The sequence below is a fragment of the Actinomycetes bacterium genome (genome assembly GCA_036510875.1).
In the GTDB taxonomy this organism is placed as follows: Bacteria; Actinomycetota; Actinomycetes; order Prado026; family Prado026; genus DATCDE01.
Genome location: DATCDE010000329.1, coordinates 1 through 19,357 on the forward strand (window position 1 = coordinate 1; position 19,357 = coordinate 19,357).

Annotated in this window: 18 protein-coding genes and 2 pseudogenes; 14 read left to right on the plus strand and 6 right to left on the minus strand. The window is 70.3% G+C overall.

Annotation, left to right across the window (positions count from 1 at the left end):
• The coding region (locus VIM19_18920) for a transposase (protein HEY5186918.1) at nt 1-286 on the plus strand (286 nt) is incomplete at its 5' end.
• A gap of 488 nt (nt 287-774) precedes the next feature.
• Complete coding sequence (locus tag VIM19_18925) at nt 775-2,130, plus strand: transaminase (GenBank protein ID HEY5186919.1); 1,356 nt, start codon at nt 775-777, stop codon at nt 2,128-2,130.
• Between the two features lie 567 nt (nt 2,131-2,697).
• Here VIM19_18925 and VIM19_18930 read toward each other — a convergent pair.
• On the minus strand, nt 2,698-3,309 hold the full coding sequence (locus tag VIM19_18930; protein HEY5186920.1) for a hypothetical protein: 612 nt from the start codon (nt 3,307-3,309) through the stop codon (nt 2,698-2,700).
• A gap of 1,201 nt (nt 3,310-4,510) precedes the next feature.
• On the opposite strand from VIM19_18930, the pseudogene VIM19_18935 reads away from it, so the two are divergent.
• Nucleotides 4,511-5,698 (plus strand): annotated as a pseudogene (locus VIM19_18935) (MFS transporter).
• Nucleotides 5,699-5,709: 11 nt separating this feature from the next.
• On the opposite strand, the gene VIM19_18940 reads toward VIM19_18935, so the two are convergent.
• On the minus strand, nt 5,710-6,897 hold the full coding sequence (locus VIM19_18940; GenBank protein HEY5186921.1) for a cysteine desulfurase family protein: 1,188 nt from the start codon (nt 6,895-6,897) through the stop codon (nt 5,710-5,712).
• A 270-nt stretch (nt 6,898-7,167) separates the two neighbouring features.
• Between VIM19_18940 and VIM19_18945 the strand changes: the two genes are divergently transcribed.
• Nucleotides 7,168-7,953: a nucleoside phosphorylase gene (locus tag VIM19_18945; protein HEY5186922.1), complete on the plus strand. Its 786-nt coding sequence runs from the start codon at nt 7,168-7,170 to the stop codon at nt 7,951-7,953.
• A gap of 44 nt (nt 7,954-7,997) precedes the next feature.
• Here VIM19_18945 and VIM19_18950 read toward each other — a convergent pair whose 3' ends face one another.
• Entirely contained in the window at nt 7,998-8,351 is a 354-nt protein-coding gene (locus VIM19_18950; GenBank protein HEY5186923.1) for a metalloregulator ArsR/SmtB family transcription factor, read from the minus strand.
• A 97-nt stretch (nt 8,352-8,448) separates the two neighbouring features.
• Here VIM19_18950 and VIM19_18955 point away from each other — a divergent pair, with 97 nt between their 5' ends.
• The 6 genes from VIM19_18955 (at nt 8,449) to VIM19_18980 (ending at nt 12,728) form a co-directional block, all read left to right on the plus strand.
• A complete protein-coding gene (locus VIM19_18955) occupies nt 8,449-8,913 on the plus strand; it encodes an ArsI/CadI family heavy metal resistance metalloenzyme (GenBank protein ID HEY5186924.1) in 465 nt (154 codons plus the stop codon).
• Between the two features lie 282 nt (nt 8,914-9,195).
• The gene (locus tag VIM19_18960; GenBank protein ID HEY5186925.1) at nt 9,196-9,606 is read left to right on the plus strand and encodes an arsenate reductase ArsC; all 411 of its coding nucleotides are present in this window, start codon (nt 9,196-9,198) and stop codon (nt 9,604-9,606) included.
• Nucleotides 9,607-9,621: 15 nt separating this feature from the next.
• Nucleotides 9,622-10,713 (plus strand): ACR3 family arsenite efflux transporter, encoded by a 1,092-nt coding sequence (arsB, locus tag VIM19_18965; GenBank protein ID HEY5186926.1) that lies wholly within the window; start codon nt 9,622-9,624, stop codon nt 10,711-10,713.
• 376 nt (nt 10,714-11,089) lie between these two features.
• Nucleotides 11,090-11,413 carry a metalloregulator ArsR/SmtB family transcription factor gene (locus VIM19_18970; GenBank protein ID HEY5186927.1) on the plus strand — a complete coding sequence of 108 codons (324 nt, stop codon included), beginning with the start codon at nt 11,090-11,092 and terminating at the stop codon, nt 11,411-11,413.
• Nucleotides 11,410-12,459 carry a permease gene (locus VIM19_18975; protein HEY5186928.1) on the plus strand — a complete coding sequence of 350 codons (1,050 nt, stop codon included), beginning with the start codon at nt 11,410-11,412 and terminating at the stop codon, nt 12,457-12,459. The genes VIM19_18970 and VIM19_18975 overlap by 4 nt, the downstream gene beginning before the upstream one ends.
• Nucleotides 12,460-12,485: 26 nt before the next feature.
• On the plus strand, nt 12,486-12,728 hold the full coding sequence (locus VIM19_18980) for a thioredoxin family protein (GenBank protein ID HEY5186929.1): 243 nt from the start codon (nt 12,486-12,488) through the stop codon (nt 12,726-12,728).
• 109 nt (nt 12,729-12,837) lie between these two features.
• On the opposite strand, the gene VIM19_18985 is transcribed toward VIM19_18980, so the two are convergent.
• Complete coding sequence (locus tag VIM19_18985) at nt 12,838-14,085, minus strand: alpha/beta fold hydrolase (GenBank protein ID HEY5186930.1); 1,248 nt, start codon at nt 14,083-14,085, stop codon at nt 12,838-12,840.
• Nucleotides 14,086-14,119: 34 nt separating this feature from the next.
• Nucleotides 14,120-14,833, minus strand: coding sequence for an IclR family transcriptional regulator (locus tag VIM19_18990; protein ID HEY5186931.1), 714 nt, complete (start codon nt 14,831-14,833; stop codon nt 14,120-14,122).
• A gap of 49 nt (nt 14,834-14,882) precedes the next feature.
• On the opposite strand from VIM19_18990, the gene leuC reads away from it, so the two are divergent.
• From leuC to VIM19_19010, 4 genes and pseudogenes are all read left to right on the plus strand, one after another.
• Complete coding sequence (gene leuC, locus VIM19_18995) at nt 14,883-16,283, plus strand: 3-isopropylmalate dehydratase large subunit (protein HEY5186932.1); 1,401 nt, start codon at nt 14,883-14,885, stop codon at nt 16,281-16,283.
• An 11-nt stretch (nt 16,284-16,294) separates the two neighbouring features.
• A complete protein-coding gene (leuD, locus tag VIM19_19000) occupies nt 16,295-16,882 on the plus strand; it encodes a 3-isopropylmalate dehydratase small subunit (GenBank protein HEY5186933.1) in 588 nt (195 codons plus the stop codon).
• Nucleotides 16,883-17,116: 234 nt separating this feature from the next.
• Nucleotides 17,117-17,722, plus strand: coding sequence for an HU family DNA-binding protein (locus VIM19_19005; GenBank protein HEY5186934.1), 606 nt, complete (start codon nt 17,117-17,119; stop codon nt 17,720-17,722).
• A gap of 150 nt (nt 17,723-17,872) precedes the next feature.
• Nucleotides 17,873-18,328, plus strand: a pseudogene (locus VIM19_19010) (SDR family NAD(P)-dependent oxidoreductase).
• Nucleotides 18,329-18,335: 7 nt separating this feature from the next.
• Here VIM19_19010 and VIM19_19015 read toward each other — a convergent pair.
• A complete protein-coding gene (locus VIM19_19015; protein ID HEY5186935.1) occupies nt 18,336-19,310 on the minus strand; it encodes a PHB depolymerase family esterase in 975 nt (324 codons plus the stop codon).
• Between the last annotated feature and the right edge of the window lie 47 nt (nt 19,311-19,357).

Here is a 19,357-nt window from a genome sequence, read left to right on the forward strand (position 1 = left end):
CTTCGGCATGAACCACGCCCCGGTGCAGTCGTTCTTCGGCAACGGGCTGTACTGGCAAGCCGTCGCCCTGGCCCACAACGTTGGGCTGTGGCTACGGACCCTGGCCCTACCCGCGGAGTACCGGCGGGCCGGGGGCAAACGACTGCGGCTGGCGTTCCTCAACGTCCCCGCCAGGCTGGTCCGCCACGGCCGGCGTCTGCACCTGCGCTTCGGCGCCGCCTACCGACACCTGCAGGCCTTCATCACCGCGCTGAACCGACTACGAGCGCTACCCGCATCCGGCTGACGAACGCAGCAGCCGCAGGGCCTCGTCCCACCTCACCAGTCCGCCCACACCGCGATGCGACACGCCCACACACATCACTCACCGCGCCGCAAAGCTCCAAGACGCCAGCCCGACAGACTCCAAAACCGGCACGTCGGAGCCAGCGAAAAGATCAGTGACCGCGGCGACGCCGGCTCCGCATCGTCCGCGGTCCGCACACCCGCCCACGCCCCCCATTTCACGGCCGCAACGATTTGGATGAAAGATCAGGGTCAGAGGAGACTCGTCGGCGGCTTCGAGTAGGCGCACCGAAGTTCCAGGGCGCTCGGTCCGGCAAGTTGTTGGGCGTGGCTCAAGGCAACCAGACGGACCGTGAGAAGGTGCTGCGATGAGGCCGCCGACGTCTATGAGTGGGCCGAGCAGGTTGATCTCGAGGCCGCTACCGCAGATGGGGTGACCTCCAGTGTCGGCTGGATGTATGCCCCTTCGATGCCCGGCAGGAGGGCTTGATGGGCGCTCGGGTGGACCCGGGGATGGTCGCCGAACTGACGGCTCGGGAGAACGAGGCGTTCGTCGCCGCTCGACCCAAGGGGGCGCAGCTGTGGCGTCGCGCCGGTGAGTTGATGCCCAACGGGGTGCCGATGAGTTGGCTGCGCACCTCCTACGAGCCGGTCCCGATGTTCGTCGCGGGCGGTGAAGGGTCGCGGTTCCGCGACGTCGACGGGCACGAGTACGTCGACTTCAACATCGCGGACATGTCGATGTTCACCGGGTATGCGCCGCCGGCCGTGGTTCGTGCGGTGTCGACCCGCGTGGCTGCCGGGTCGCAGTTCCTGCTGCCCAGCGAGGACTCGCTGTGGGTCGCCGAGGAACTCGGGCGTCGATACGGGCTGCCGATGTGGCAGTTCACGCTGTCCGCGACGGGGGCCAACACCGAGGCGCTGCGGGTGGCGCGGGTCCTCACCGGTCGGGACCAGGTGTTGTTCTTCGACGGCCACTACCACGGTCACTTCGACGAGTCGCTCGTTGAACAGGTCGACGGCCGGCTGCAGCCGGAGGAGGAAGGGCTCCCGGCGGACGTCGTCAACCGCACGGCCTTGATCCCGTTCAACGACGTCGACGCGTTGGCCGACGCCTTGGCCGGGGGTCGGGTCGCCGCTGTGGTGACCGAACCGGCGATGACGAACAACGTCGGCCTGGTGATGCCGGACCCAGGGTTCCACGAGCAGCTGCGTCACCTCACCCGCGTCGCCGGCACGGTCTTGGTCCTCGACGAGACCCACACCCAGGTGGTCGGTCCGGGTGGCCTTACGCGCCTGTGGGGTCTGGACCCCGACATCGTGACGATCGGGAAGTCGATCGCCGCCGGCATCCCGCTGGGTGCCTACGGTATGACGCCGGAGGTGGCCGAGACGTTGCAGCGGCCGCTCGGGCGTGACGACCCGAGACCCGCGGTCGCCACCGGCGGCACGCTGTACGGCAACCCGCTGTCCATGGCGGCGGCACAGGCGGCCATGAGCGAGGTGCTGACCGACGAGGCTTATGCCCGTTCGCAGGCGCTTGGCACCCGATTGGCCGACGGGCTGGAGCAGGCGGTGGCCACGGTCGAGCTGCCCTGGACCGTGCACCGCTTCTGGCCCCGCAGCGGTTACAGCTTCACCGCAGCGCCTCCGCGGAATGCGTCGGAGGCGCGCGCGGCGCTGGACGTGCCATTGCGTCGCCTCATGCGGGTCTACCTGGCCAACCGGGGGGTCTGGGAGGCCATCGTGGGGGCCGGGCCGACCTGCTCGGTCGCCGCCGGTCCGGAAGACGTCGACAGCTACCTCACCGCCTTCGCCTCGCTGCTGACCGAGCTGACCGCCTGAGCCGGCGCCGTTCGACGGCCGGTTTGACCGGTCCGTGGGGCGAGGGGCATTCCCAACTGTTGACCGACCCTCCCACCGTCGCGCGGCACGGCAGCGCTATCAGGCGACGATCCCCCAGGCACTCAACTGCGGCTCTCGGCTGATGTTCAGGCCGACCGAGCACGCTGGAGCGTCTGTGGTGCGCCGTGGCAGCGCTTCCATATTCTCTCGCTGCCACAGGTGCAGGGGCCGTTGCGGGCGCGCTTCGCGTCCGCGTCTGCGTAGGTGGCCATGAGATCGGACGGTGCGCGGTCCTCCCGCAACAGCTGCGCCATCACTTCCATCGGCGCCTGCGGTCGGCTGGTGTGACGCCGGGCGGTCTCCCAGCTGAGGATCGTCAAGCCTCCAGTTGGGACGGCACCGGTGCCGTGCCCGGTGGCAGTGCTGGTTGGGGACCGCTGGCTGGGTTCTGGCGTCGGTGGCCGTTGGTCAGTGGCGAGGCGTTGACGCAGCGCCGGCCCGGTCGCAGCTCTGCTGCATGTGGGCAACGCGCCGGAGCGGCGAGGGAGACTGCTGCGAGGAAGGTCGTCAGAGGATGTTCACGGCCCTGGCCACGACGAGTGCGACCAAGGACAAGGAGATCACTGACTCGGTGATCATCAAGAGTTTGGCCCACCGTCTGACCGCGGACACGTCGGTGGGGCTGAACGCGGTGGCGGTGTTGAACGACAAGGTCAGGTAGTCGGCGAACTGCGCGTACCAGCCGGGCGGGGCGAACTCGGTCAGGGTCATCTCGGGGAACACGAACGCAGGGGTGGCTTCGGTCGACCCGGTCGCTCTGGCTGCCGCGCCGCCGCCGTCGAGGTCCCAGTACCACAGCGCGAACGCGATGACGTTGGTGAGCCAGATGATGGCCCCGATGGCCAGCAGCTGTCCGGCGGTGTCGAACGACTTGTTCCGCAGGATGCCGAGGATCAGCCGGGTGGCGGCGAACGCGTTCACCGTGGTGATCAGGGCGATCATCAGCCCGGTCGTCACCCGCAGCCAGCGCCGCTGCCGGTCGATCCGCCCGGGGTCTCCGAGAATCAGAACCAGCAGGAACGCGACCAGGAACAGCGGGTAGGCCCAGCGCGGGGACAGCCGAAAGCCCACCGGCAGCAGCTGGTGCAGCACCCCCGCCGCGAGGACGGCCACCGCCATCGGCCACCGCTGCTCACCGCGAGACCGGCCCGACCCAACGCTTTGGGGTGGCGATCCGTCGTCGGGCACACCGCATTGTCGCGCGCCGACTTCCGCAGCGGCGGCCGTTCGGCGAGGCCGGCCGGCTCGCAGGCGTGGGCGGACACGCCGGCCGCGCCGATGCCGTGGTGGTGGCTGTCACCCCTCGGAGTCGACCTGCCGCAGCGGTCACCGGGCTGTCCGTGGCCCCTTCGGACGACATCCCTCGGTCTAGGCTCAGAGTTGAGTGGGGTTGGGGAGGTCGCGTGGTCGCGGAGGCGGAGCCGGGCGCCGGGCTGGGGGCGCCTGGCGGGCTCGGTGTGGGACTATTAGGGCCAAGCTGGCCCCGAACCGGTTGCCTCGGGGGGTGGTGTGTCGACCCCGGCTGCTCGACGAGCTCCGCCAAGGTCGTGATCGGGCGCTCACTTTGGTGTCTGCCCCGGCGGGGTTCGGCAAGACCACCTTGCTCACGGAATGGGTCGAGACTGACGCGGCGACTCGTTTCGCCTGGGTGACGCTTGACCCGGGTGACGTTGAGCCGGTTCGGTTGTGGACCCATGTCATCGCTGCGATCGCTCAGCGCGAGAGCGCGGTCGGTGGTCGCTCGCTGGAGGCCCTGCGGTCCAACCCGGACCGGGTCGTCGATGCCGCACTGCCCGTCCTCATCGACGAGCTGGCAGAAGGGGCCGGAGACCTGGTCGTCATCCTCGATGACTTCCACCGGGCAGAGACCTCAGAGATCAACGCGCAGATCACCGTGTTTCTCCGCTACCGCCCCTCGCGCGTGCAGCTCGTCATCTCCACCCGCTCCGACCCCGCCCTGGGCGTGGCCAGGCTGCGTGCGTCCGGAGACCTGGTCGAAGTGCGTGCCGCATCGCTGCGTTTCGACGACGCGGAGCTCTCCCGCTTCTTCGATGGGAGCGGTGTCACCGGACTGTCGCCGCTCGACCAGCACCGGCTGGCCGAGCGGACCGGCGGGTGGCCCGCGCCGTTGCGGCTCGCGGCGCTGCTCATGCCTGAGAAGGACCGCGAGCCCTTCATCGAGTCGTTCACCGGGGGCAGCCGTCAAGTTGTGGACTGCCTCACGCGAGAAGTCCTCGATCTCCTCGAGCCACGGACCCGAGACTTCCTGCTCCAAGTCTCGGTCCTGGACTGGTTCAACGGCGCCTTGTGTGACGCGGTTCAGGAACGCACCGTTGTCGCGCTGCTCGCCGACCAGGTTTTCGGCCTGACCGCGCTGGTCAGCGGGTTGTCGTTCATCGTGGCCTTCGGCCCTGGTCAAGGCCATCACCAACTTCTTCGCCGCACGCTGTCCGACCGGTACGGCCGCAAACCCGTCCTGGTGGCCGGCTGGCTGGTCGCCATCCCCGTGCCGCTGCTGCTGATCTGGGCGCCCAGCTGGGGCTGGGTCGTGTTCGCCAACGTGCTGCTCGGGGTCAACCAGGGCCTGACCTGGTCCACCACCGTCATCATGAAGATCGACTTGGTCGGCCCAGCCCGCCGCGGGCGGGCCATGGGGTTCAACGAGGCGGCCGGCTACGGCGCGCTGGCGCTGACCGCGATGGCCACCGGCTACCTCGCCCAGACCTACGGGCTGCGGCCCACCCCGTTCTACCTGGGGATAGCCTTCGTGGCCCTCGGGCTCGGCCTGTCGGCGTTCGCGGTCAAGGAGACCCGCGATCACGCCCGGTTCGAGGCCGCCAACCACGTCAACCGGCACGACCACCTGCACGGCGGGCGCACCACGCGGCAGATCTTCTGGCTCACTAGCGTCAAGGAACGCGCGCTGTCCGCGGCCAGCCGGGCCGGTCTGGTCAACAACCTCAACGACGGCCTGGCCTGGGGCGTGTTTCCGATCCTGTTCGCCAGTCGTGGCCTGTCGATCACCCAGATCGGCGTCCTGGCCGGGATCTACCCCGCGATGTGGGGGATCGGCCAGCTGCTCGCCGGGGGGCTGTCCGACCGCCTCGGCCGCAAGTGGTTGATCGCCGTCGGGATGTGGGTGCAGGCCGTCGGCATCGCTGTCGTCGCGCTCGGGACGACGTTCGCCGTGTGGGCCGTAGCCGCTGCCGTCATCGGCGCCGGCACTGCCATGGTCTACCCCACCCTGCTCGCCGCGATCGGTGACGTCGCCCACCCGGCTTGGCGGGCCCGCTCAGTCGGGGTCTACCGGCTGTGGCGCGACAGCGGCTTCGCCGTCGGCGCCCTGCTCGTCGGCATCGTCGCTGACGCCACCACCCTGGTCGCCGCGATCTGGGTCGTCGCCGCCATCACCGCCGCCTCCGGCGTGGTCGTCGCGATCCGCATGTTCGAGACGCTCGGCCACCACGCGTCAACCACGCCGGGCGTGGGGCAGGTACCGGCGGGCTGAGCCCGCGTCGGTCAGGCTCGGCCGCCGGTGCCGGCCCGCGCAGCCTCGGCCAGGACTGCCGCGGCCCGTTTGACGTCGGCCGGCTCGGTCCAGCGGCCGGCCGAGAGCCGGATGGCGGACATGGCGTCGTCCGGATCCACCCCCATGCCGACGAGGACGCCGGAGGGTTCGTCCCGTCCGGCGTGGCAGGCCGATCCGGTGGAGGCGGAAATGTCCGTTGTCGCGGCCAACAGCGGGAGGGCCTGGACTCCGGTGATGCGCAGGTTGAGCGTGTTGGGCAGCCGCCGGGTGGGATGACCGTGGATGTGCACGCGGCCAGGGATCAGCTCCTCCAACCAGTCGGACAGCCCGTCGCGCAGGCCAGCGAGCCGAGTCGACTCGCCCGCGGCCAGGCCCTGGCCGGCCAGGTCTGCTGCCTCGCCGAGGGCGACCGCGACGGCGACGCTCTCGGTCCGTGCGCGCAGGCCGCGTTCTTGACCACCGCCGCCGACAAGGGGATGCAGGGAGACGCCGTGTCCGACGTAGAGAGCGGCGATGCCCTTGGGCGCGTACATCTTGTGCCCGACGACGGTGAGCAGGTCGACGCCGAGGTCGTCGACGTCGACAGGGACCTTGCCGACCGACTGCGCGGCGTCGCTGTGCAGCAGGACGCCGTGGCTGCAGGTGATCGCGGCGATGTCCGCAATGCGCTGAAGGGTGCCCGTCTCGTTGTTGGCGTGCATCACTGAGACGAGGACCGTGTCCACGGTCAGGGCTGCCGCGACGTCGTCGGGGTCGACGACACCGTGACGGTGCACGGGCAGGTAGGTGACCTCGACTCCATACCATCGCTGCAGCTCCCGGCAGGCAGCCAGGACCGCGGGGTGCTCGGTCACCTGGGTGACCAAGTGAACGTGGTCGCGGTCCGTGGCCAAGGCGGCAAGCACGGCCCCGCGGATGGCCAGCGCGTCGGCCTCGGACCCGCTGCCCGTGAAGACGATCTCCTCACCGGACGCCCCGATCAGGGCGGCCACCTGCCGGCGGGCCCGCGTCAGCGCATCGCGCGGTGCCTGGCCGTAGGCATGGGCACTGGAGGGGCTGCCGAACTCGGCCGTCAGGAACGGCAACATCGCTGCGACGACGCGCGGGTCGACCGGGGTGGTTGCGTTGTAGTCCAGGTAGATGGGCCGCCCGCTGAGGCCCGGATGTTCTTGAGTCATGCCATCAACCCGATTCGTCGGGACGCAGTCAAGCCAACCAGCACCCTTCCGGCGACCAGCGGCCGGCCGGTCGACTCCTCCATGGTGGACTTCCTCGCCCACTCGTGGCGAACCGACCGAGCGCGACACAGGCGATCCGGTCGGGTTCAGCACGCGGTGCGTGGCGCCTGCAGTCCTCCGGATGACCCTGGGGTCGCCGACTCGCCTGATCATCGCCAGCACGGGAGCGAGCCACCCGGGTGGGCATCCCTTCCTGGAAGGATGTGGTGCATGGAACTGCCGCTACTTGAGGACGACTTGGACTCCCGGTCCATGATCGAACCCAGCCAGGTCGTCCGACCGATCGACGCGTCGCGGCCGATGGTGTTGTGCTTCTTCCGCGAGGTGATGGATGCGCTAGCCCTGCGGCCCGACTCCCGCACGGTTCAGGTCCTCGACTGGGCGCACGGCGGGCACCCCGTCTACGAGATCGACCACCGGGGCCGCAGCCTGGCTGTCATGCACCCCGGGGTCGGCGCGCCACTCGCGGGGGCCCTGCTCGAGGAGGCGATCGCGCTGGGCTACCGCAGCTTCGTCGCGGTTGGTGGTGCCGGTGCCCTGGTCCCTGACCTGGTGATGGGCCACGCGGTCGTGGTGGAAAGTGCGCTGCGAGACGAAGGAACCTCCTTCCACTACCTGCCCCCCAGCCGCACCGTTGACGCCGACGTCGAGGGCGTGGCTGCCCTGGAGGCCACGCTCCGCGACGCGGAGGTCCCCTTCGTCACAGGACGAACGTGGACGACCGACGCTCCCTACCGGGAGACCACCAGCCGGGTTCGGCGGCGTACCGCCGAAGGCTGTTTGACGGTTGAGATGGAAGCGTCCGCATTCATCGCGGTGGCGCGGTATCGGGGAGTGGCATTCGCCCAGGTGCTGTACGCAGGGGACTCGCTGGCTGGACCCGAATGGGATCACCGGGACTGGACCACAGCCACCACGGTCCGGGAACGGATCTTCTGGATCGCCGCCGACGCATGTCTCCAGCTCGACTCCGGCCCTACCGGACGGGCGTCCTGAAGCCGACGCGGAGGAAGACCCACGCGTTGTTCGCCGCGTCGGGGTCAGTGCAGGACAGCGGCGATCTCGTCGAGCCGGCCGGGGACGACGGAGTACCAGGCCCAGGTGCCTCGCTTCTCCCGGGCGAGGAGTCCGGCCTCGGTGAGCACCTTGAGGTGGTGGCTCACGGTGGGCTGGGAGAGCCCGAGCGGCCCGGTCAGGTCGCAGACGCAGGCTTCGCCGGCGTCGCTGGCCCTGAGCAGAGCCAGCAGCTGAAGCCGGGCCGGGTCGGCGACGGCCTTGAGCAGGCGGGCCAGGTCCTCCGCGGTGCCACGGTCCAGCGGGGTGGTGAGCCCAGTGGGGCAGCAGACCGGTCCCTCGGGCCCGGCCGCGGTCAGCACCGGCTCGGCTACCACCATCCGACTCTCCGTTCGAGAGAAGACATTGACAAGTGTCGATGCAGTTGCCAGACTCCAGCCACATCGACCATCGTCAATGTAGATCGGAGTGGTGGCCATGTCCAGGGTGCAGTTGGCGCTCAACGTGTCCGACCTGGAGGCCTCGGTGGCGTTCTACTCGACGCTGTTCGGGGTCCAGCCGCACAAGCGGCGTCCCGGGTACGCCAACTTCGCCATCGCCGAGCCGCCGCTGAAGCTGGTGCTCATCGAGGCTCCGGTCGACGCGCGGGGTCACGGCGTGGCTGGCGCGCTGAACCACTTGGGGGTCGAGGTCGAGACGGTCGATGAGGTCACGGCCGGCGCAGCTCGGCTGAGTGCGGCCGGCCTGGCGACCTTCGATGAGAGCGACACCACCTGCTGCTACGCGCTGCAGGACAAGGTGTGGGTGCACGACCCGGCCGGGGCCCCGTGGGAGATCTACACGGTCAAGGACGACAATCCGGCCAACCCGAGGCCGGCCTCGGCCTCGCTGCCACTGCTGGAGACGGTGTCGGCGGCTGGTGGGTGCTGCGGTGCCGGCTGACGACACGGACCGGCTGCCCACCGGGGCGGAGTCTCCGGTCGGGGGTGTGGTCGAGGACCTGGCGTCCCGCTTCGACGGGTGTTCAGCCGGGAGATCACCGGGTTCCTTCCGGTGCCGTCGGCTGATGGCGGCCGCGTGGTTGCACGAGCTGTCCGCGCTCCCCGGGCAAGCGCTACCTGGACTGGGATCAGCGGGTCGTTGGACTCCTGGCCGAGCTGCTGCCCGACAGGGTAGGAATGCACTGACCCCTGTGACTGCCCCCCGAGACGAAAGCGATCACGCGTGAGCGACCAGCCGTCCGTCCTGTTCGTCTGCGTGCACAACGCCGGCCGGTCCCAGATGGCCGCGGCCTCCCTGACCCATCTGGCGGGTGACCGGGTGGAGGTGCGCCCGGCCGGCTCGGCGCCGGCCGACACCGTCAACCCGGCCGTCGTCCAGGCGCTGCTGGAGGAGGGCATCGACAACTCCACGGAGACGCCGAAGGTGCTCTCCACCGAGGCGGTCAAGGAGTCCGACGTTGTGATCACCATGGGCTGCGGGGATGTTTGCCCGGTCTTCCCGGGCAAGCGCTACGAGGACTGGGTCCTCGACGACCCGGCTGGCCAGGGTGTCGACGCATTCCGGCCGATCCGAGACGAGATCCGCCGTCGCATCGAGGCGCTGATCGCCGAGATCGCCCCTGTCGCGGGCTGAGCACGGGGACGACGGGTGACCACGCACGCGCACGACGCCGACGAAGCGGCGGTCATCGGCCGGCTGTCGACGCTGGACCGGTTCCTGCCGGTGTGGATCCTGGCGGCGATGGCGGCCGGGCTGCTGCTCGGCCGGTTGGTCCCATCCGTTCAGTCCTGGCTGGACGCGGTCAAGGTCGGCCAGACGTCGCTGCCGATCGCTCTGGGCCTGCTGCTCATGATGTACCCGGTGCTGGCCAAGGTCCGCTACGAGGAGATGGGCCATGTCACCGGCGACCGGCGGCTGCTGTGGCTGTCGGTGGTCCTGAACTGGGTCATCGGCCCGGCGCTGATGTTCACCCTGGCCTGGGTGTTCCTCTACGACCAGCCGGAGTTCCGCACCGGGCTCATCGTCATCGGCCTGGCCCGGTGCATCGCCATGGTGCTGATCTGGAACGACCTGGCCTGCGGCGACCGGGAGGCGGCTGCGCTGCTGGTCGCGATCAACTCGGTGTTCCAGATCGTCGCCTACGCGCTGCTCGGCACCTTCTACCTGAAGATCCTGCCCGGCTGGCTCGGCCTGCCGACGCAGGACGTGCACTTCTCCACCTGGGAGATCACCAAGGCGGTGCTCATCTTCTTGGGCATCCCGCTGGTCGCCGGCTACCTCACCCGCAGGATCGGCCTGCGCACCAAAGGCAGGACCTGGTACGAGGAGAGGTTCATCCCGTTCATCAGCCCGTTCGCGCTGTACGGGCTGCTGTTCACTATCGTGGTGATGTTCGCCTTGCAGGGTGAGGCGATCACGTCCGACCCGGTGTCCGTGGTGCAGATCGCAGTGCCGCTGCTGGCCTACTTCGCCGTGATGTGGGGGGTCTCGTTCTTCCTCGGGACTCGCGCCCGCCTCGGCTACCCCAAGACCGCCACTGTGGCCTTCACCGCCGCCGGCAACAACTTCGAGCTGGCGATCGCTGTCAGCATCGGCGTCTGGGGCGTCACCTCCGGCCAGGCGCTAGCGGGGGTCATCGGCCCCCTCATCGAGGTCCCTGCCCTGGTCGGTCTCGTCTACGTATCCCTGTGGCTGCGTCGCAAGTACTTCACCCCTCAGCCCACCCCTGCCACCCCCTGAGCGCGGAGCAGCACGCCGGCCGACCTCTCCGCTGACCCTGGTCGATGGGGTCACGGCCATGACCGGGGCTACCCCTCCCGTGCACGGCTGCTGCGCACCGAACTAGCCGGGCTGCAGCCCCCGGAGCACCGTAAGCGGCGTGGTGTCGACGGTGTGGCGACCAAGCCGGCCCTTCTCGATCACGCCGGTGGCCTCATGGGGTCTGCTAGATCAAGAACCCTTGGAATACGACATCACGGTGCCTCTGCGTGTCGGAGACCAGATAGGGACTTTGGGCCTTTGAAATCAGCGTTCCTGTGATGAACCCCCAGCCCTGGGACCGGGGATTGACCCGGGTCTCCATTCGACGTATTCTTCAAATGTGCCTGCTTCAAATGTGACTGAACTGATTGCCACCGCTTCGGCGGAGGCCACGGCGGCTCGGTTGGACGCGTCGGTGGCGCTGCTGCAGGCGGTGGCGGACCCGATCCGGTGGACCGTGCTGCAGCGGCTGGCCTCGAGTGCTGCCTGTGTGTGCACCCTGCAGGAGCACGTGCCGATCGCGGCGAACCTGCTCAGCTACCACCTCAAGGTGCTGCGGGACGCCGGCCTGGTGACGACGAGCCGCCGGGGTCGCTGGATCGACTACGCGCTCGCCGACGACGCGCTGGACCGGTTGCGGGCAGCCCTGCCCGGTGGGGGGAGCCTCGGGTCGGCGTGAGCATCGTCGAGCGGACCCCCACCTCCAAGCGTGGACAGCGGCTCACGCTGCTGGGCGCCGCGCTGGCGTGGGTGGCGGTGTACCGGGTGAACCGTTGGCTGTGGGACCGACTGCTCTACGACGGGTTCGGGATGGACCCGTCGGCGCGGTTGACCGAGACCGTCCACTTCTTCCTCTACGACACGGTCAAGATCGGCCTGCTGTTGGTCGGGATCATCTTCGTGGTCACGGTGCTGCGCTCGTACATGAGCGTGGAGCGCACCCGCGCCCTGCTGGGCGGCAAGCGGGAGGGCCTGGGCAACGTGATGGCCGCGGGGCTCGGTGTGATCACGCCGTTCTGCTCGTGCAGCGCGGTGCCGGCGTTCATCGGGTTCGTCGCCGCCGGAGTGCCCATCGGGGTGACCCTGAGCTTTCTGATCGCCAGCCCGCTGGTCAACGAGATCGCCATCGGCATGCTGTTCTCCCTCTTCGGCTGGCAGGTGACCGCGATCTACATCGGCGCGGGCCTGGTCATCGCGATCGTCGCCGGCTGGGTGCTGGGGCGGATCGGGGTGCAGCGCTGGGTCGAGCCGTTCGTGTTCGAGACCAAGCTCGGCGGCCAGGTCATCGACAGCACGCTCGGTCTCACCTTCGAGCAGCGACTGCAGATGGGCGCCGAGGAGGCCGCGACCATCCTGCGCAAGATCTGGCCGTACCTCCTCGTGGGCATCGGCCTGGGCGCGGTCATCCACGGATGGGCGCCGGCCGACCTCTTCACCAGGTACGCCGGTCCCGGGAACGTCTTCGGGGTGCTGGTCGCCGTCGGCATCGGTGTCCCGCTGTACTCCAACGCCGCCGGGATCATGCCGCTGGTGCAGGCCCTGCACGAGAAGGGCCTGCCCATGGGCACCCTGCTCGCGTTCATGATGGCCGTCGTCGCGCTGTCGCTGCCGGAGATGATCCTGCTGCGCCGCGTCCTGAAGCCCCAGCTGCTCGCCGCGTTCATCGGCGTCGTCGGCACCGGCATCGTCGCCGTCGGCTACCTGTTCAACTTCCTGCTCGCCTGACCTGCCAACCCGAAGGAACCACCGTCGTGATCATCAAGGTGCTCGGCCCCGGCTGCAACAACTGCAAGACCCTCGAACGCCTCACCCGCGAGGCCGTCGACGCCCTCGGCCTCGACGCCACGATCGAGAAGGTCGAGGACTACCCGACCATCGTCGGCTACGGGGTCATGTCCACGCCGGCGCTCGTCATCGACGAGCAGGTGGTCCTGTCCGGACGCGTACCCAGGGCCGCCGAGGTCAAGGACCTGCTCGCCGCTCGAGCAGGCTGAATGGCAGCCTTCCCACCGCTGCGGCCGCGGCCGACCCGAGGTCCGACGGCGACCGTCTCCTGCAGGTGAGGACGCTGGGGCCGTCGCGCCCCGATGGGCCCGACTCGGGTCACAGGCGGTCGCGGGCGAGGTCGAGCAGCCGTCCCAGCACCCGGCCACCGTCCATCGTCAGGCCGTCGTGCTCGTACTCGTTGGTGACCCACGGACGCAGTCCCTGGATCCGGGCCCCGGTCTCCTCGGCGAACTCCCGCTCGACGTACATGTCCTCGGCGTAGATCGCTGCGGCCGTCGGCACCTCGTTCGCGGCCAGCCGCTGGAGGTCGTACAGCGGGCCCCACTCGTGCGCAGCCAGCAGCTCGGCGGTCTCCGCGAACGGCGCGAGCCCGGAGTACTCGGCGAACATCCACGGGTACACGTGCTCACCCGTGAGCAGGGTCGGGTCGGCGGCGTACTCCGCCGGCAGCAGCCGCTCGGCGGCCCAGTGGGTGGGCAGCCCGGGACTGTAGCAGGACTCGTGGACGACGGCATACAACGGGTTGCGAGCGAACGACATCGCCCCGGCGACCTCGTACAGGAAGGCGGGGGAGCCGGCTGGGAGCTCCAGCACGAAGTGCAGCCGCTCCGACCCGTCCCCCGTGCCCAGCAGGCTGCCGAGCTGCCGGAACCGGCGCGGGGTGAGCCGGTCGCCCGACGGCAGCCGGACGTCGTCGGCCGCCAGCCGGTCCACGATCGAGCGGACCCGGGCACGGTCCGCCGGGTAGCGGGCGTAGTGGCGGGCGACCTTGTCTGCGGTGCGCCGGTAGGTGGCCGTGTAGACCTCGTCGATCGAGCGGTCCAGCGGCGGCAGCCCGCCGGTGATCAGGGCCAGGCTCAACGACTCCGGATGCATCGACAGGTAGCTGACGATGCAGAACCCGCCGAAGCTCTGCCCGAGCACCCCCCATCGCTCGACCCCGAGCTCGCGCCGGACCTGCTCGGCGTCGCGCACGATCGAGTCGGCGCGGAAGTGGACGAGCCGTGCCGCGAGCCCGGCTGGACCGTGTGTGACGACGTCGTTCGGTCCGACCGGTGACGAGCGGCCCGTTCCTCGCTGGTCGAGCAACAGGACTCGGAACTCCCGCAGTGCCCGGTCCAGCCAGTCCGGGGTGTGTCGCCGCAGCGGGCGGGCGGCCTCGAAGCCCGGGCCGCCCTGGAGGAAGAGCAGCCACGGCAGGTCGTCGCTCTCCCGACCGGCGGCCACGACCTCGCGGGCGAAGACCTCGATCGGCTCGCTCGTGGGGTCTCCGTGGTAGAGCGGCACCGAGAAGGTGTGCTCGGTCAGAACGAGGTCAGGGACCCGGTAGGTGGCACTGCGCATCCGCCCATCCTGGCGGCTCGGACGGGGCGGAGGGTCAGCTGGGGCGCAGTGCCTCGGACAAGCGCTGGGCCGCGGTGACCACGGACGTCGCGTGCAGCCGTCCCGGCGTCCGGGTGAGCCGCTCGATCGGTCCGGACACCGACACGGCGGCCACGACCCGGCCGGACGGGCTGCGCACCGGTGCGGAGACCGACGCGACGCCGGGCTCGCGCTCGCCCACGCTCTGCGCCCAGCCCCGACGGCGCAGCGCCGACAGCGTGCTGGCCGTGAAGCGGGCTCCGGCCAGCCCGCGGTGCAGCCGGTCCGGCTCCTCCCAGGCGAGCAGCACCTGGGCGGCCGATCCGGCCTGCATGGACAGCGCCGAGCCGACCGGCACCGTGTCCCGCAGTCCCGAGGGAAGCTCGGCGACGGCCACGCAGATGCGCTCGTGGCCCTGGCGGCGGTACAGCTGGGCGCTCTCTCCGGTCGTGTCGCGCAGCCAGGTGAGCACCGGCCCGGCGGCCGCGATGAGCCGGTCCTCGCCGGCCGCGCCCGCCAGCTCGCCGAGCCGGGGACCGAGGGTGAACCGGCCCTGCAGGTCCCGGGTGACGAACCGGTGATGCTCGAGGGCCAGGGCCAGCCGGTGGGCCGTGGGTCGAGCCAGGCCGGTGGCCTGGACCAGGCCGGCCAGGGACTGGGGGCCGGCCTCCAGCGCGCCCAGGACGAGGGCGGCCTTGTCGAGGACGCCGACTCCGCTAGACTTGTCCATGATCCGATACTAGCGTCTCGACATGCGAGACGCACCAGTGGAGGCAACAATGGCGAAGACGCTGGCTGAGAAGGTGTGGGAGGCTCACGTCGTCCACCGGGCCGAGGGTGAGCCCGACCTGCTCTACATCGACCTGCATCTCGTGCACGAGGTGACCAGCCCGCAGGCCTTCGACGGCCTGCGTGAGGCCGGCCGGGGCGTCCGGCGTCCAGGTCTCACCTTCGCCACCGAGGACCACAACGTCCCGACGCTCGACATCGACCTGCCGATCGCCGACCCGGTGTCGCGCCAGCAGGTCGAGACGCTGCGCCGCAACTGTAAGGAGTTCGGCGTCCCGCTGCACCCGCTCGGGGACGTCGAGCAGGGCATCGTGCACGTCGTCGGCCCGCAGCTGGGACTGACCCAGCCGGGCATGACGGTCGTCTGCGGCGACTCGCACACCAGCACCCACGGCGCCTTCGGTGCGCTGGCGTTCGGCATCGGCACCAGCGAGGTCGAGCACGTCCTGGCCACCCAGACCCTGCCGCTCAAGCCGTTCCGCACCATGGCCGTGACCGTCGACCGGCAGCTGCCCCCCGGCGTCACCGCCAAGGACCTGGTGCTCGCGGTCATCGCGCAGATCGGCACCGGCGGCGGTCAGGGCCACGTCATCGAATACCGCGGCGAGGCCATCCGGTCCCTGTCGATGGAGGCCCGGATGACGGTGTGCAACATGTCGATCGAGGCCGGAGCCCGGGCCGGCATGATCGCCCCGGATGAGACGACCCTCGAGTACCTCAAGGACCGCCCGCATGCGCCGTCGGGCGCGGACTGGGCCGCCGCGGTCGCCTACTGGCAGACGCTGCGCAGCGACGACGACGCCGTTTTCGACCGTGAGGTGGCCATCGACGCCTCCACCCTGAGCCCGTTCGTCACCTGGGGCACCAACCCCGGACAGGGCGTGCCGCTGTCGGCTGTCGTCCCGAACCCGGACGACTTCGCCGATGAGGCCGAGCGGCTCGGGGCCCAGCGCGCACTGGAGTACATGGGTCTCACGGCTGGCACGGCGCTGCGCGACGTCGCGGTGGACACCGTGTTCGTCGGCTCGTGCACGAACGGCCGGATCGAGGACCTGCGGGCCGCGGCTGCAGTGATCGACGGCCGGAAGGTGGTGGACGGCGTCCGGATGCTCGTGGTGCCCGGGTCGGTGCGGGTCCGGCTGCAGGCCGAGGCGGAGGGGCTGGACGAGGTGTTCACCCGGGCCGGTGCCGAGTGGCGGCATGCCGGCTGCTCCATGTGCCTGGGCATGAACCCCGACCAGCTGGCACCGGGCGAGCGCAGCGCGTCGACGTCGAACCGCAACTTCGAAGGCCGTCAGGGCAAGGGTGGCCGGACCCATCTGGTGTCACCGCAGGTCGCCGCGGCGACCGCTGTCACTGGGCGGCTGTCGTCGCCCGCGGACCTGGACTAGGAGCAGCTGCCATGGAGAAGTTCGTCGCCCACACCGGACGGGCCGTGCCGCTGCGGCGCAGCAACGTCGACACCGACCAGATCATCCCGGCGGTGTACCTCAAGCGGGTGAGCCGCAGCGGATTCGAGGACGGGCTGTTCGCCGCCTGGCGGCAGGACCCGGCGTTCGTGCTCAACCAGCCGCGGTACGCCGGCGCCACCGTGCTCGTCGCGGGGCCGGACTTCGGCACCGGGTCGTCGCGCGAGCACGCGGTCTGGGCCCTGCAGAACTACGGCTTCCGGGTGGTCGTCTCGCCCCGGTTCGCGGACATCTTCCGGGGCAACTCACTCAAGGGCGGGCTGCTGACCGTGGAGCTGTCCCTCGACGTGGTGGAGCGGATCTGGGCCGCCGTCGAGGCGGACCCGGCCACCGAGGTCACCGTCGATCTGGAGGCTCGCGAGGTGCGTTGGAGCGACCAGGCCGTGCCGTTCGTCCTCGACGACTACACCCGCTGGCGGCTCATGGAGGGCCTCGACGACATCGGACTGAGCCTTCGCCACGAGGCGGCAATCGACGACTTCGAACACCGCCGTCCGGCCTTTCTGCCGACCACTCCCTGACAGTCATCAGCTTCGCTGATGGAGGAAAGTCCTTGTCCGGTAAGGAGAAACTCTCGCCGTTCAGTCGGTTAACGGGTCGTTAACGGATCCCCGCTCCGTCGTCGTCGCGGACGAAAGTCCTTGCGACACAACATGACATCGACCCCTCGGTCGTTGCTCCATGGGCACCTGTGCGCATACCGTTTCCCCAATGTCGGGCATCGGCTCGGCCTTACCACTCCCGGAGGGGAAGCAGTGAACAGGACCGAACTGGTCGACCAGCTGTCCGAACGGTTGGAGAAGAGCAAGCAGGAGACGGCGAAGCTCGTCGACGAACTCTTCGACTACATCCAGGCCGCGGTCGCTCGCGGCGAGAAGGTCGCCATCACCGGCTTCGGCGTCTTCGAGAAGGTCGAGCGCGCAGCGCGGACCGCCCGCAACCCCCGCACCGGCGCCACCGTCAAGGTGAAGAAGACTGCGGTCCCGCGCTTCCGCGCCGGGGCCCAGTTCAAGGAGGTCACCAGCGGGGCCCGCAAGATCGCCAAGAAGGCCTCAGCCCCGGTGAAGGCGGCGGCGACCAAGGCGCCCGCGAAGGCCGCGCCGGCCAAGGCGGCTGCCGCCAAGAAGGCGCCGGCCAAGAAGGCGCCGGCCAAGAAGGCGCCGGCCAAGGCGGCTGTCCGGAAGGCCACCCCGGCCAAGGCGGCTCCCGCCAAGACTGCGGCGAAGAAGGCGGTGCCCGCGAAGGCGGCCCCGGCCAAGAAGGCTCCGGTCAGCGCGACCGCCGCCAAGAAGGCCGCGCCGGCGAAGAAGGCGCCCGCCCGCAAGGCTCCGGCCAAGAAGGCTCCCGCCAAGAGGGCCTGAGACTCCACCAGCGAAACGGCCCGGCCCCGTCAGGGGCCGGGCCGTTCGTTGTCGGGGAATCCGCCCGCGCACCGCAGGGTTGTGGGCGCCATGCAGACCCACGATGCGATGTCGACCGCCCCGATCGCCGTCACGGGTGTGACCGGGCGGCTCGCGCACACCTTCCTGCGGGACAACCTCTACCTGGACTTCCTGCGCGCGATGGTGGGCGCGGACGGTGTGATCCGCGGACCAGCCGGCTCGGGGCGGGTGGCCGCCGTGGCCATCGACGACATCGCGGACGCCGCCGTCACCGTGCTGCGATCACCAGGGCAGCACGCGGGCGCCACGTACGACCTCACCGGACCTGCGGCGCTCACGTTCACCGAGATGGCGGAGGTGCTCACCCGGGCCAGCGGCCGACCGGTGTCCTTCCACGACGAGACCGTCGAGGAGGCCTACGCGTCGCGGGCGCAGTATGGGGCCCCGGGCTGGCAGGTCGACGCGTGGGTGAGCACGTACACCGCGGTCGCGAACGGTGAGCTGGACGGCGTCACCGACGTGGTGCCGCGGCTGACCGGCCACCCGGCCACTTCCCTGGCGGAGCTGCTGCGGCGTCCGCGCTGAGCCTTGGTCAGCCGCCGGGCTTGGGGTGGGTCGCGAAGAACAGCCAGATCGTGGTCGTGGCGTCTAGCGCGGTCGACGGCGGGTCGGTCCCGAGCAGCTTCTGCACCAACGGTTTCGGTGCGGCACCGGGCCACTGATGCCCCGCACCGGCGATCGTGATCAGCTCCACGGACCGGCCGTCCGGGCAGCCGGCCACCGACCGGGTCACCATCCCGGAGGTCGACACCTCGGGGGCGGGGCAGTCGTCGACGGCACGCCAGGACGCGACGACCGCGCGCACGGCGGGTCCGTCGATCGTCGCGAACCCGTTGCCCTGGCCGCCGTCGTAGGGGATGTTCTGGTCCGCCGTCCCATGGATGTGGATCACCGACAGGGGTGCCGGGGACGGGCAGCTCCCGAGCAGGGTGGCCGAGTCCGGTCCGATCGCCGCGAACAGCGTGGTGTCGCAGGCCAGCCGGTAGGCGAACATGCCGCCGTTGGAGATGCCGGTGGCGAACACGCGCGCCGGGTCGATGGGCAGCTCGCGGCTCACGAGGCCGACGACGTGACGCACGAACCCGACGTCGTCCACCCCGCGGCGGCCCGGCTGGCCGCAGCACCCGCCTTCGACGTTCCAGGCACGGTTGAGTCCGTCCGGGTAGACGACGACGAAGTGGCCGCTGTCCGCCGCGGCATCCCAGCCGTACGAGGACTCGGCCTGCTCCGCGCTGCCGAACCCGCCGTGCAGCATGAGGACCACCGGAACCCGCCTGGTGAGGGTCAGCGACGGCGGCAGGTACAGCCGGAACGTGCGCTGCCGCCCGTCGACGCTGACGGTCTGGGTCGACGACCCGGTGGCGACCGTCCCGGCGCCGCTGGTCGCGCTGCCGCCGGTCGACCCGCGTCCCGCCGTGCAGCCGGTCAGGGCCAGCACGAGCACCACCACGACGACGGCAGCCGAGGACACGAGGCGGGTGCGCCGGCGGGCCGGTTCGACGGGCATGTGCAGAGTCTGCCGCGACCGCGAGCGGCGCAATGAGAGGCTAGCCG

Excerpts from the sequence above, each read along its gene's own strand:
- VIM19_18925 (HEY5186919.1), top strand. The coding sequence starts at position 775 with ATGGGCGCTCGGGTGGACCCGGGGATGGTCGCCGAACTGACGGCTCGG.
- VIM19_18930 (HEY5186920.1), bottom strand. The coding sequence starts at position 3,309 with ATGGCGGTGGCCGTCCTCGCGGCGGGGGTGCTGCACCAGCTGCTGCCG.
- VIM19_18940 (HEY5186921.1), bottom strand. The coding sequence starts at position 6,897 with ATGACTCAAGAACATCCGGGCCTCAGCGGGCGGCCCATCTACCTGGAC.
- VIM19_18945 (HEY5186922.1), top strand. The coding sequence starts at position 7,168 with ATGGAACTGCCGCTACTTGAGGACGACTTGGACTCCCGGTCCATGATC.
- VIM19_18950 (HEY5186923.1), bottom strand. The coding sequence starts at position 8,351 with ATGGTGGTAGCCGAGCCGGTGCTGACCGCGGCCGGGCCCGAGGGACCG.
- VIM19_18955 (HEY5186924.1), top strand. The coding sequence starts at position 8,449 with ATGTCCAGGGTGCAGTTGGCGCTCAACGTGTCCGACCTGGAGGCCTCG.
- VIM19_18985 (HEY5186930.1), bottom strand. The coding sequence starts at position 14,085 with ATGCGCAGTGCCACCTACCGGGTCCCTGACCTCGTTCTGACCGAGCAC.
- VIM19_18990 (HEY5186931.1), bottom strand. The coding sequence starts at position 14,833 with ATGGACAAGTCTAGCGGAGTCGGCGTCCTCGACAAGGCCGCCCTCGTC.
- leuC (HEY5186932.1), top strand. The coding sequence starts at position 14,883 with ATGGCGAAGACGCTGGCTGAGAAGGTGTGGGAGGCTCACGTCGTCCAC.
- leuD (HEY5186933.1), top strand. The coding sequence starts at position 16,295 with ATGGAGAAGTTCGTCGCCCACACCGGACGGGCCGTGCCGCTGCGGCGC.
- VIM19_19015 (HEY5186935.1), bottom strand. The coding sequence starts at position 19,310 with ATGCCCGTCGAACCGGCCCGCCGGCGCACCCGCCTCGTGTCCTCGGCT.